The organism is Sphingomonas leidyi (assembly GCF_011761945.1).
Lineage (GTDB): Bacteria > Pseudomonadota > Alphaproteobacteria > Sphingomonadales > Sphingomonadaceae > Sphingomonas > Sphingomonas leidyi.
Genome location: NZ_JAASQV010000001.1, coordinates 822,031 through 834,038, shown reverse-complemented (window position 1 = coordinate 834,038; position 12,008 = coordinate 822,031). Strand labels below are relative to the sequence as shown.

The window sequence follows — 12,008 nt, the reverse complement described above, 5'->3', positions numbered from 1 at the left end:
CCGCGCTACCTCAGAACATGCTCGTGGGGATGATGATCACGTCGCCCGGCTCGAGCTTGACGTTCGCCTTGATGTCGCCGTTCTTCAGCAGGTCGCCCAGGCGTACCTTGTATTCGGTCTGCTTGCCGGTCTGCCGGTCGTAGCGCACCAGCCGCGCGCGATTGCCCGCCGCGAACTCGCTGAGGCCGCCCACCGCGATCATCGCGTCGAGCAGGGTCATGTTGGCGCGATAGGGGATCGAGGCCGGCTTCTCGGTCGCGCCGACGACGCGGACCTGCTGGCTGTATGTCCCGTTGAAATTCTCGACGATCACCGAGACGATCGGATCCTTGATATACTCGCTCAGCGCGAATTTCAGGTCGTCCGCCAGCATCGCCGGGGTCTTGCCCACCGCCGGCATGTCGCTGATCAGCGGCACGGTGATGCGGCCGTCGGGGCGCACCTGCACCTTCGCCGACAGCTCGGGATTGCGCCACACGAAGATCTGGAGCTGGTCCATCGGGCCGATGACATATTCGTCGCTCGGCACTTCGCGCTGCGTTACCGCAGCCGCGGGCGGCAGCTCCGGGCGGCCGCCCCCGCCGCCGCACCCCGCCAGCAGCGCCGCCGCCGCGCCGAGAGCCAGAATTGTCCTGCCGAAACCGATGAAACGCATGCCGAGCTCCTTTCCCGGCGGGCAGACGCGCCGCCGACGTCTCGGCAGCAACCCGCACAGGATCACGCTCAGCTATGGGGGCGAGAGGTAAATATCGGGTTAGGCCTTGCGGACCGTTCGTCGCCTTATCCCGTTGGGGCACGCATTCCCGGAGCGGGACCGCGCCCGCTCAGGCGCAACGCCCTCCCCGATATCGCTCCCGAAGATGAACGGTCGTCTGGTCGATGCTCGGATACACGGTAGTCGCATTGACGTTGATGCTGTCGAGCTGGCGCAGGATGTGCGCCTTGTCGGTGATCGTGATCCGGGAAATCGCCATGCCCTCCTGGCCATCCTCGGAAAGCGTCGCGTCATGCCCGTAGAGCAGGAAGGCTCCCGCCTGCGACTTGATCCGCGTGTTGGTTCGCTTCGCCTTCACGCAAACGATCGACCTGAGATCGTCGGGGACCATGCGAGGCTCGAAGAAGCCCTTTTCCGACTTGATGTGATGCAACAGCTTCCCGGCGACCTCGGTTCTGTTGAACGCCTCCATAGCGAGGTTCAAGTTCATGGCGTTCTTCTGCTCGAACGTCAGGTTGGAGATGTTGGCCAGGCAGCTCACCGTATCGGAGTCGTAATATTTCACGTCGTCCGATCGCACGCGAAAGACGATGACTTCACCGTCGACGTCGCTCGGCCCGTCCCTCCCGTGACAGGCGAAGAACAGCGCAACCAGCGGATTGCTCGAAATATCCAGGAGCCGGGTCGGCAGCCCGTAATGCTGCATGCGGACCAGGCGGTCGAAGCAATATTGATCGGCCTGGAACTCGTCATAATGGGCAATGAGCAACTCTTTGCAGAGCCGGTCCTCGTTCGGCATGAACTGCCAGGCGCCATCCGCCGATTTCCGCAAGAGAGACGGCGTCAGCTCGAAGCGCGCATCGTCATGCCCGCGAAAGAAGCTTTCGGTGTCTTCGTCGCTGGACGGCTCGCCGTCGGCCTGCCCATCGCCGGACAGCTTGTACAGCAGTTGCAGGAAGGCCTCGACGCTGCCGGCGACGCCGAGCGTCTCCCGGATACGCGGCGGCGGTGCCGCGGCCCCCGGCTCGACTTGCTGCGCGACCAGTTTCGCGAGAACAGGTTTGAGGCCCGGCTTCAGTTTCGCCAACTCGGCCAAGATCGCCTGCGCATCCCCCGCCCTGACGGCCCAATGCGTGCGAAAGAGCTGATAGGCATCGGCGCCGAACAGGTCACGGGCCTGGTCGAGGTCGGCAAAGTCGACCTCGCCGAAATCGATGAGCGTCTCGAACCGGGTGGACACTTCCCTCCGCCCCGCCTCGGTCTCGTCGATCCGGCCATATTTGACGAGCATCGAGACGCCTTCGCCCCTGCCCTTGCGGATGACCTCGCTGCAGAGGAAAGTGGGCAGCTTCTCCAGGAAGGCGACGGCGCTTGCGTCCAGATCGCCAAGCCGCTCCTCGATGTCGGTGGGCGTATATTCGAACATGCGCGCCCGGTTCATCCCGATCGTCTTGATCTTCCCCTCGACATAATCGGGGTTACCGAAAGCTATGTAATTGAAGTTATCCGACATATTTACTCTGCCCAGGCGTTGCCCCGCCTAACCATGGCCGTCGGAGTCGCGGCAATGGCCGCCACGGGGAATTTTTGGACCGGAATGAACGGATGCGCCGGCGACCGCGGAACCATTTCCGCAACGGCGCGTTCCGGGGCGGGATATGTTGCACTGACGCAACAACACGCAACTCCATTTTTGCCTGCGCCAAGCTTTCCTTTGTATCAATTCCCAGTGAGTTGGTAGAGATTTTGCACACCATAAGAAAAGGTGGGCATCCCATGCGTTTCCGTTCCTCGTCGCTCCTCGCCATCGCCACCACCCTGGCGTTCGCCGTGCCGCCTGCCTTCGCGCAGGATACCGCCGAGCCGCAGGCCGATCAGGCACCGCCGCCCGAAGACACGCAGATCGTGGTCACCGGCACCCGCGCCCAGGGCCGCTCGCGGCTCGACACCGCCTCGCCGGTCGACGTGCTGAGCGGCACCGCGCTGCGCAACCAGGGCACGACCGAGCTCGGCGCCGCCCTTGCCGCCATCGCCCCCTCGATCGACTTCCCGCGCCCCTCGGCGGTGGACGGCACCGACGCGATCCGCCCCGCCACCTTGCGCGGCCTTTCGCCCGACCAGACGCTGGTCCTGATCAACGGCGTGCGCGCCAACGCCTCGGCGCTGCTCAACATCAACGGCTCGGTCGGGCGCGGCGCCGCCGCCGTCGACCTCAACACCATCCCCGCCACCGCGCTCGAGCGGATCGAAGTGCTGCGCGACGGCGCCTCGGCGCAATATGGCTCGGACGCGATCGCCGGCGTGATCAACGTCCGCCTGCGCGAGGCGCGCTCGGGCGGCGGCGCCACCGCCACCTATGGCTTCTACGCCACCGACATCGACACTGCGCGCGGCAGCCGCTCGGTCACCGGCGAACCTGCCTTCACTGCCTCGGCCTGGCAGGGCATCGGCTTCGGCGAGGACGGCTATGTCACGCTCTCGGGCGAGTATCTCAACCGCGAGGCGACCAATCGCGCCGATTTCGATCCGCGCGTCACCCCAAGCCGCGTCACCGGCCGCTTCGGCGATCCCGCGGTCGAGCAATATACCGGCTATATCAACGCCGGCACCGGCATCGGCGACAATTTCAAGCTCTATGGCTGGTTCGGCTATCAGGACCGCGACAGCCGCAGCGCCGCCTTCCCGCGCCTGCCCGCCGCCGCCGGCGCCGTCTCGGGCATCTACCCGAACGGCTTCCTGCCGATCATCAACACCAAGTCGACCAACGCGAACGGCGCGCTCGGCATCAAGGGCGACCTCGCCGGCTGGGATGTCGATCTCAACGTCGCATATGGCCGCAACAAGATCGCCTATTACACTCGCAATTCGGCGAACTATGCCTATGGCAACGCCTCGCCGACCAGCTTCTATGACGGCGCGCTGATCTACGACCAGTGGGTGGCCGGGCTCGACGTGTCGCGCAAGTTCGACGTGTTCCAGTCGCTGAACGTCGCCTTCGGCATCGAAGGGCGCCGCGAGGGCTTCAAGATCACGCCGGGCGAGCCGGCTTCCTGGAATTATCCCGCCACCGGCGCCGTGCCGGGCCAGGCGCCGGGTGCGCAGGGCTTTGGCGGCTTCTCCCCGCTCAACGCCATCGAGCGCAGCCGCAAGAACGTCTCGGGCTATCTCGATATCGAGGCCCAGATCACCGACAAGCTGCTGATCGGCCTGGCCGGCCGCGGCGAACATTATACCGATTTCGGCGACACGGCGACCGGCAAGGTCTCGCTGCGCTACGACATCGCGCCCTGGTTCGCGCTGCGCGGCACCGCCTCGACCGGCTTCCGCGCGCCGAGCCTGCAGCAGCAATATTTCACGTCGATCGCCTCGGTGGTCCAGAACGGGTCGCCGGTCCTCACCGGCACCTTCCCCTCGGTAAGCGTCGTCGGCGCCGCGCTGGGCGGCCTGCCGCTCGAGCCCGAACGCTCCACCAACCTCTCGGTCGGCACGGTGATCCGTTCGGGCGGGTTCGACCTGACGATCGATGCCTATCAGATCCGCCTGCGCAACCAGCTCGCGCTTTCGGAGAATATCCAGGCGAGCTTCAGTCCCCAGGTCGCGGCACTGCTCGCCAGCACCAATACCGGCGCCCAGGCCGCGCGCTTCTTCATCAACGGCCTGCGCTCGCGCGTCCGCGGCATCGATGCGGTGGCGCATTACCGCCTGCCCACCGGCGATGCCGGCACGTTCGACTTCACGATCGCGGGCAATCTCAACCAGACCAAGGTCGACCGCAGCAGCATCCCCACCTCGACCGGCACGATCAACCCCGCGCCGGTCCTGTTCGCCCGCAGCCGCATCCTCACGATCGAGCAGGGCACGCCGGGCCAGAAGGTGACGGGCTCGATCGACTGGTCGCTGGACAAGCTCGCGATCACCGCGCGGGCGAGCTATTATGGCGACGTCAACCAGCCGGGCACCACGCCGGCGGCGGACATCCATAGCGGCCGCCACACCATCACTGATCTAGAGCTGCGTTATCAAGCGCTTAAGGGTGCACAGTTCGCACTCGGCGTTAACAATCTGTTCGACGTGTATCCGGACTATACCATCGCTGCGAACAACAGCACCGGCGTGGTCGGCTTCCCCTATTACTCGCCCTTCGGCTTTGGCGGGCGCTACGTCTATGCGCGGCTCGGCCTGAGCTGGTGAACCACCTCCGGGGGAGCGGCCGCCCGGCCGCTCCCGCTGCCGCCGCCGCCCGCAAGCGGGCCTCGCATTGACCCCAGGTCCGGGGGGACTATTTTCCACCCCATGCTGCACGATCTCCCCGTGGGCAGGGCCCTGCGCCGCTTCCGTATCCTGAACGGGATCAAGCAGGGTCATGTCGCCGAGCACCTGGCGGTGACCCAGGCGAGCGTGTCGCGCTGGGAAAGCGGCATGCACGAGCCGGAGACGGCGATGCGCGAGCGCATCCTGGCGATGATCGCCGCCAGTGCCGGCAACGACGCGGACGCGGCGCTGAAGCGCCTGATCGAAACGTCGAGCGCCCCGGTGCATCTCGTCTGCGATGCCACCCATCGCCTGCTCGCCGCCTCACCCGCCCGGGCGATAGCGTGGGCGGACAGCGCCGACAGCTTCCTGAACCGCTCGCTCTGGGCCTTTGCCAGCCCCGAGATCGTCGCCGCCGAAGAGGGGCTCGCCGGTCGCGGCTGGTATGATCGCCCGTTCCAGCGGCTGGAGTTCCACACCGGGCATAACGGCAGCGCGGTGATCGCCGTGCTGCCGGGCACGATGCGCTGGGAGACCGTGCCGCTCGCCGATGGCCGGGTCGGCCGCATCACCACCACGATCGCGTGCGATCCGGCATAGGGCCACGCCCCGATCGGAAGATCCCGTGATCCCCGCACAGGCGGGGATGACGGAGGATCGAATGGAGGTCAGCACCCCGGGGCCCGTATAATCTATTCGTGGCCATCGGCCGCCACCGCCCCTAGCAGGGCCGCATGCGCACGCCCTGGCCCCGAATCATCACGCTCTGGCTGGTCGGAATCCTCGCCGCGGCGCAGCTGGCCAAGATCTCCGCCATCGCGCCGATCCTGCGCGAGAGCTTCCATTTGTCGCTTCCCCAGATCGCCCTGCTCATCTCGCTCCTCGAAGTGGGCGGTGCCCTGTTCGGCTTCGTCGCCGGCCTGGGCCTTGCCCGCTTCGGCATGCGCGCGTTCCTGCTGCTCGGCGGCGCGACGCTCGCCGGCACCAGCCTGGTCGAGGCGATCGCGCCCAATCCCGCCATCCTGTTCTCCGCCCGCGCGGTGGAGGGTGTGGGCTATCTGCTGATGGTCATCGTCGCGCCCACCGCCATCGCCGCCCTCGCCACCGACCGGAGCCGCGGCCGCGCGCTCGCCCTGTGGAGCACATTCGTGCCCGTCGGCCTGGCATTGGGCAGCGCGGTCACCGCCTCGCTGGTCACGCTGGCGGGGCCGCGCGGCGTGATGCTGGTCTGGGCGGCGGCACTGGCCGCGATCACGGCGCTGCTCACGCGCTTCCCGCTCCCCGGCGCGAGCAGCCGGCGGATCAGGCTTCCCGCCCCTGCCGCCTGGATCTCCACTTTCGCCTTCGGGCTCTACACGCTGTTCGTGTGCGCGCTGCTCATGCTGCTGCCGAGTTTCCTGGTCGAGCGCAGCGGCGCCCCGATCGAGCAGGTCGGGCTGATCACCGCTCTGGCTTCGCTCGCCGCCCTGCCCGGCTCGGCCGCCGCCATGTGGATGATGCGGGGCGGTGCGCTTGGCCGGCGCCGGATGATGCTCGTCTCGACGCTTGCCCTGCTCGCCACGCTGCCGCTGGTCCTCTGGCTCTATCGGGGTGCCGGGGCGAGCCTGGTCGAAAGCGGTGTCCTCGCCGTCGGCGCCACGCTCGTCAGCGGCCTCGTTCCCCCGCTGATGTTCGCCCGCCTGCCGGCCCAGGCCGGCGCCACCACGCCCGACGATCCGCGGATCGCGGCGGCGAACGGCCTGATCACCCAGTTCGGCGCGGGCGGTGCGCTGCTCGGCCCGCCACTGGCCGGCATGGTCGTCGCCACCTGGGGCTGGCCGGCGCTCGGCATCGCGCTGATCGCGCTGGTCCTGGCGATGCTGGCCTGCCTGCTGGTCGCCGAAAGCCTCTGACGCGGTTTGACAACACCCGGCCCAGGCCCCATCCTCCCACCATGACGTTTCGCGTGCCCATGCTGCGATACCGCATTCATGCGGGACAGTCCCTGGCAGGCAACTAGCCCCGGGTTCTCCTCAGGCATGTCCCGGAGATCCGGGGCCAAGCAGCGCGCCGTTCGGCGCCCCGGCGGCATCGCCGCCTTTGCCTGGGAGTTCCAAAGGATGAGCAAGACCCGCAAGGCGGCCAGCCGGCCGCCGATCGACATGATCGATTCCGAAGCCGAACGGCTCGCCGGCCTGGCGCTCAGCGTCGAGCGCCGCTTCCCCGCGGTCAGCGCGCTGCTGCTCCGCGAGACCGAACGCGCAAGGCTGCACAGCGCGGCCGCCATCTCACCCGACACGGTGACGATGGGCTCCACGGTGGAGTTCGTCGACGACAGCAACGGCACGCGGCGCACCGTCACGCTCGTCTATCCGCCCGACGCGGATATCTCCCGGGGACGAATCTCGATCCTCACGCCCGTCGGCGCGGCGCTGATCGGGTTGCGGACGGGCCAGTCGATCCTGTGGCCCGATCGCCACCTCACCGTGCTGCAGGTGCGCCGGGCCGGACCGGGCTGACCCCGGCTCAAACCAGCAATTCGGCCGCCGGCGGATGCCCCAGGAACGCGCTGGGGCTCGCGCTGGCGCCATAGGCCCCGGAGGCGAACACCGCGATCCTGTCCCCCACCTCGGCGCGGGGCAGCGCCACGCGGTCAGCCAGCCGGTCCAGCGGCGTGCAGAGCGGGCCGACGATCGTCACCACTTCCTCCGCCGGATCCTGCATCCGGTGCGCCACCGCCACGGGATAGTTGCGGCGCACCACCGTGCCGAAATTGCCGGTGGCGGCGAGGTGATGGTTCAGGCCGCCCTCGACCACCAGGAAAGTCTCCCCCTGGCTCTCCTTCCGGTCGATCACGCGGGCGAGGTACACGCCCGCCTCGCCCACCAGCCAGCGGCCGAGCTCCACGGCATATTCGGTGTCCAGCCCCTGGATCGCCGCGCCCAGCGCCGTGCCCACCGCCGCCACATCGAGCGGCGCGTCGCCGGGGAAATAGGGAATGCCGAAGCCGCCTCCCAGGTTCACCAGCGGCGGCCGCGCGCCGGCCTCGTCCGCCAGCCGCGCGGCGAGCGCCACCGTGGCCGCCTGGGTCTCGATCACCGAGGCGGCGTCCAGCGCCTGCGATCCGGCGAAGATGTGGAAACCGCGCCACTCCGCGCCGGCTTCGATCACGCGCCGCACCAGCGCCGCCGCCCGGCGCGCATCGACGCCGAAGGGCGAGGCGCGCCCGCCCATCTTCATTCCCGATCCGCGCAACTCGAAATCCGGATTCACCCGCACCGCGAGCCGCGGCGTCACGCCCAGCCGGCCCGCGATCGCGAAGGCGCGCTCGGCCTCGGCCTCCGATTCGAGATTCAGCGTCACACCCGCGCCCAGCGCCGCTTCCAGCTCGGTATCGCGCTTGCCGGGCCCTGCGAAGCTGATGTCCGCCGCCGCCATGACGTCACGCGCCCGGGCCAGCTCGCCCGCCGAGGCCACGTCCATCCCGTCCACCAGCGGCGCAATGCGTTCGAGCAGCGGCGGGAACGGATTGGCCTTGATGGCATAATGGACGCCGATATTGGCAGGCAGCGCCGCGCGCAGGCGGGCGATGCGCGCCGCCACCACCGTGAAGTCGTAGACATAGGCTGGAGTCTGGACGTCCGGCCATGGAAGTGCGCGCAATGCCGCAAATTCGGGCGGGATCGGGCCATGCGGTTTCGCGGTAACGGTCATTTGTCCCCCAAGCTCGCCCTGAGCGCCGTCCGGTCCAGCTTGCCATTGGCGTTGCGCGGGAGCTCCGGGCGCCAATCGTAGCGCGCCGGCTGCATGAAGCTCGGCAGTTCGCGCCGCAGCCGCTCGCGCAGCGCGGTCTCGCGGCTGCCGTCGCCGCGCGCAATCACCAGGATCGCCTGGCCCAGCCTTTCGTCCGCCACCCCGAACGCCACCGCCTCGCCGGTCTCGCCGCCCGAGAGCACGGCTTCCTCGATTTCGGTGGGGCTGATCCGGTTGCCCGCCGATTTGATCATCTCGTCGTCGCGGCCGACGAAGCGGAGCAGCCCGTCATCGCCCAGCCGCACGGTGTCGCCCGACCACACCGCCATGCCGCCGCTCTCGGCAAAGGCCGGCGCGGGACGGAAGCGCTGCGCCGTCCGCTCGGGGTCGCGCCAATAGCCCTGGGCGACGAGCGGGCCCGCATGGACCAGTTCGCCCCGAGCGGCGCGCGCACCGTCCGGGCCGACCACGACGATCTCGGCAAACGGAATGGCCGTTCCGATCGAATCGGGGTGCGCATCGACCAGTGCAGGATGGAGATAGGTCGATCGGAACGCCTCGGTCAGCCCGTACATCGGATAGAGGTCGGCATTGGGGAAACGCGCCCGCAGGTCACGTACCATCCTGGGAGTAAGCGCGCCCCCCGAATTGGTTAGCCGACGAAGCTTCGATGCGATCTCAACTGGCCATTCCGCCTCGAGCAGTTGCACCCATAGCGGCGGGACCCCGGCCAGGCTGGTGATGCCGAAGCGTTCGACTGCCTTTATGACGTCGCGCGCGGTCAGATAGTCGAGCGGCACCACCCGGGCGCCTGCGGCCCAGGTGGAAAGGAGCTGGTTCTGCCCATAATCGAAGCTGAGCGGCAGCACGCCGAGCACGCGATCTTCAGATTCAATCTCAAGATAATGGGCTACGCTTATGGCCCCCAGCCATAAATTGGCATGACTCAGCATCACGCCCTTCGGCCTGCCGGTCGATCCCGAGGTATAGAGGATCGCCGCGAGCGCATCGGTGTCCGCTTCGGAGGGCGGAAGCGTCCGCTCCGAGGCGAGCGCGCCCTCGTCCACCACCCGGCAGTCGGCACCGACATCGCCAGCTTCGAGGACAGCAAGACGCGCCTGTTGGGAAACCAGCGCCCGCGCGCCCGAATCGGCCAGGATATGTGCCAGCTGGGCCCGTTTGAGCACCGGGTTCACGGGCACATGCACCAGCCCCGCCCGCGCTGCGGCCAGCGGCATCAGGCAGGCGGTCCGCGTCTTGGGCAGCCAGCTGGCCACCCGGTCGCCGGGCTCCAGCCCCAGCGCCCGCAGGGCATGGGCCATGCCGCCCACTGCCGCCTCCAGCTGGGCATAGGTGAGCGTGCCCGCCTTGTCCTCCAGCGCCACGGCCTGGGGCTTCCCGCGCGACGGCAGGGCATCGAGAGGCCGGGGAACGGGGTCGAGCGCTATCACCCGCACACCCTTATACTTGGCAGCGCCCGCGCCAACCCTTACGGGAGCGAAAAACCGGCAGGGGAAGTGCATTGCAGCCCGATGGGTCGCTCCAAGTCGAAGATACCGTCCGCGGCGTACTCCGCGACGTGCTGGGCCTGAGCGCGGAGCGCGTGGCCGATTTCCGTGCGGACACGCCGCTTTTCGGCGCGCTGCCCGAGCTCGATTCGCTCGCCGTGGCGGGCGTCCTCACCGAGCTGGAGGACCGGCTCGGTATCCTGATCGAGGATGACGAGGTGGATGGCGAGATGCTCGAGAGCTTCGGCGCCCTCACGCGCTTCGCGGCGGCCAAGGCGCTCCGGTGATCGATCACTATGACTGGGCCGGCGGGCGGGAGGCGATGCTGCGCTTCGGCCCCGCCACCGGCCCGGTCGTGGTCGCCGCGCTCCCGCTGTTCGAGGAAGCCAACCGCACCCGCGCCTTCGTGGTGACGATCCTGCGCCTGCTCGCCGCGCGCGGCATCGCCGGCGCCCTGCCCGATCTGCCGGGCCAGGGCGAGAGCCTGATTCCCACGCACAAGACCTCCATCCTCAAGATGCAGGACGCGTTCGGCTTCGCATGCGACAAGTTCGATCGCGAGGGGCGCAACTGCTATGCCATCGGGCTGCGCAGCGGCGCCTTGCTCGATGCGCTGGCCCTTGCTGTCGGGCGTTGGCATTTGGCGCCACAGGACGGGCCGCAACTTTTCCGCGAGCTCACGCGGATCAAGCAGGTCGAGCTGGGCGGCAGGCCGCTCGGTGACTCCTGGTATTTCGACAATGCCCTGCCCGAAGAGGCGGGGGACCCGCCCGTCGAGATTGCCGGCACGCCGATCTCGACCGACCTGCTGACGGATCTGCAGGTGAAGACGCCCTTCGACGAGCCCGGCATTCCACGCCGCGTGGTGCGCCTCGATACCGACCCCAATCCGGCCGACCGCAAGGTGGATGCCGCCCCGCTCTGGCGCCGCGCCGAGCCCGGCAACGATCCCGCGCTGACCGCCCTGCTCGCCGACGATATCGCCACCTGGGTCCGCACATGCGAAAGCTGATCGCATTCCCCTGCGCCGGCGAGACTCTGGTCGGCACGCTCGACGATGCCGCCGGGACTACCGGGCTGCTCATCGTTTCCGGCGGCAATGAGATTCGCATCGGCGCGCATCGCGGCATGGCGCTGCTGGCCGAGCGTGTCGCCCGGGCCGACTATCCGGTCCTGCGCTTCGATCGCCGCGGCATCGGCGATTCCACCGGCGAGAATCGCGGGTTCGAGTCGAGCGCCGAAGACATCGCCGCCGCCGCCGCCGCCTTTCGCGAGACCGGCGTCGAGCGGATCGTCGCCTATGGCAATTGCGACGCCGCGACTGCCCTCGCCTTCTTCCACGCCCAGGCAGGCATCGATGCCCTGATCCTCGCCAACCCCTGGGCCGTCGAGCCGAGCGACGAGATGCCGCCGGCCGCCGCGATCCGCTCGCACTATGCCGCCAGGCTGCGCGACCCCCGGGAATGGCTTCGCGCCGCTCGGGGCGGGGTAGATATCGCCAAGCTGGCCAGGGGCCTCGCCAAGATCTCGAAGCGCCCGCCGCGGCCCGCGGCCTCGCTCGCCAGTCGCCTCGCCGCCGCGCTGCCCGAGGCGCAGGTGCCGGTGACGATCCTGCTGGCGAAGGGCGACAATACCGCGATCGCCTTTGCCGATGCCTTCAGGGATCCGGCATTCGATGCGGCGCGGGGCAAGGTGACGATCGAGCAGCTGGACAGCGCCAGCCACAGCTTCGCGAGCGCGGCCGACAAGCACTGGCTGCTGGAGAAGGTGCTGAAGGCGCTCTGATTCCCCTCCCGTCCAGG

Annotated in this window: 11 protein-coding genes; 7 read left to right on the top strand and 4 right to left on the bottom strand. The window is 68.5% G+C overall.

The window, feature by feature from the left end; all coding sequences use genetic code 11:
- Positions 1 to 10: 10 nt before the first annotated feature.
- On the bottom strand, positions 11 to 655 hold the full coding sequence (locus FHR20_RS04125) for an XrtA/PEP-CTERM system exopolysaccharide export protein (RefSeq protein WP_086129062.1): 645 nt from the start codon (positions 653 to 655) through the stop codon (positions 11 to 13).
- Positions 656 to 824: 169 nt separating this feature from the next.
- The gene (locus FHR20_RS04120; RefSeq protein ID WP_208413392.1) at positions 825 to 2,006 is read right to left on the bottom strand and encodes an FRG domain-containing protein; all 1,182 of its coding nucleotides are present in this window, start codon (positions 2,004 to 2,006) and stop codon (positions 825 to 827) included.
- A 485-nt stretch (positions 2,007 to 2,491) separates the two neighbouring features.
- On the opposite strand from FHR20_RS04120, the gene FHR20_RS04115 reads away from it, so the two are divergent.
- The 4 genes from FHR20_RS04115 to rnk all read left to right on the top strand — a co-directional run bounded on the left by FHR20_RS04115 (position 2,492) and on the right by rnk (position 7,464).
- Positions 2,492 to 4,906, top strand: coding sequence for a TonB-dependent receptor plug domain-containing protein (locus FHR20_RS04115; RefSeq protein WP_167298340.1), 2,415 nt, complete (start codon positions 2,492 to 2,494; stop codon positions 4,904 to 4,906).
- Between the two features lie 102 nt (positions 4,907 to 5,008).
- Positions 5,009 to 5,566 carry a helix-turn-helix domain-containing protein gene (locus FHR20_RS04110; RefSeq protein ID WP_167298339.1) on the top strand — a complete coding sequence of 186 codons (558 nt, stop codon included), beginning with the start codon at positions 5,009 to 5,011 and terminating at the stop codon, positions 5,564 to 5,566.
- 134 nt (positions 5,567 to 5,700) lie between these two features.
- Complete coding sequence (locus FHR20_RS04105) at positions 5,701 to 6,858, top strand: MFS transporter (protein ID WP_167298338.1); 1,158 nt, start codon at positions 5,701 to 5,703, stop codon at positions 6,856 to 6,858.
- Positions 6,859 to 7,065: 207 nt separating this feature from the next.
- Positions 7,066 to 7,464, top strand: coding sequence for a nucleoside diphosphate kinase regulator (rnk, locus tag FHR20_RS04100; protein ID WP_167298337.1), 399 nt, complete (start codon positions 7,066 to 7,068; stop codon positions 7,462 to 7,464).
- Between the two features lie 7 nt (positions 7,465 to 7,471).
- Here rnk and FHR20_RS04095 read toward each other — a convergent pair whose 3' ends face one another.
- Together FHR20_RS04095 and FHR20_RS04090 are read right to left on the bottom strand one after the other, a co-directional pair.
- Complete coding sequence (locus FHR20_RS04095; protein WP_167298336.1) at positions 7,472 to 8,659, bottom strand: pyridoxal-dependent decarboxylase, exosortase A system-associated; 1,188 nt, start codon at positions 8,657 to 8,659, stop codon at positions 7,472 to 7,474.
- Positions 8,656 to 10,149, bottom strand: a complete 1,494-nt coding sequence (locus FHR20_RS04090; protein WP_341786402.1) for an acyl-CoA ligase (AMP-forming), exosortase A system-associated — start codon at positions 10,147 to 10,149, stop codon at positions 8,656 to 8,658. The genes FHR20_RS04095 and FHR20_RS04090 overlap by 4 nt, the downstream gene beginning before the upstream one ends.
- A 71-nt stretch (positions 10,150 to 10,220) precedes the next feature.
- Here FHR20_RS04090 and FHR20_RS04085 point away from each other — a divergent pair, with 71 nt between their 5' ends.
- The 3 genes from FHR20_RS04085 to FHR20_RS04075 are packed head-to-tail and all read left to right on the top strand — an operon-like array spanning position 10,221 to position 11,991.
- Positions 10,221 to 10,493, top strand: coding sequence for an acyl carrier protein (locus FHR20_RS04085; RefSeq protein WP_086129056.1), 273 nt, complete (start codon positions 10,221 to 10,223; stop codon positions 10,491 to 10,493).
- A complete protein-coding gene (locus tag FHR20_RS04080) occupies positions 10,490 to 11,218 on the top strand; it encodes a hypothetical protein (protein WP_167298335.1) in 729 nt (242 codons plus the stop codon). The genes FHR20_RS04085 and FHR20_RS04080 overlap by 4 nt, the downstream gene beginning before the upstream one ends.
- A complete protein-coding gene (locus FHR20_RS04075; RefSeq protein WP_167298334.1) occupies positions 11,206 to 11,991 on the top strand; it encodes a hydrolase 1, exosortase A system-associated in 786 nt (261 codons plus the stop codon). The genes FHR20_RS04080 and FHR20_RS04075 overlap by 13 nt, the downstream gene beginning before the upstream one ends.
- The last annotated feature ends 17 nt before the right edge of the window (positions 11,992 to 12,008 follow it).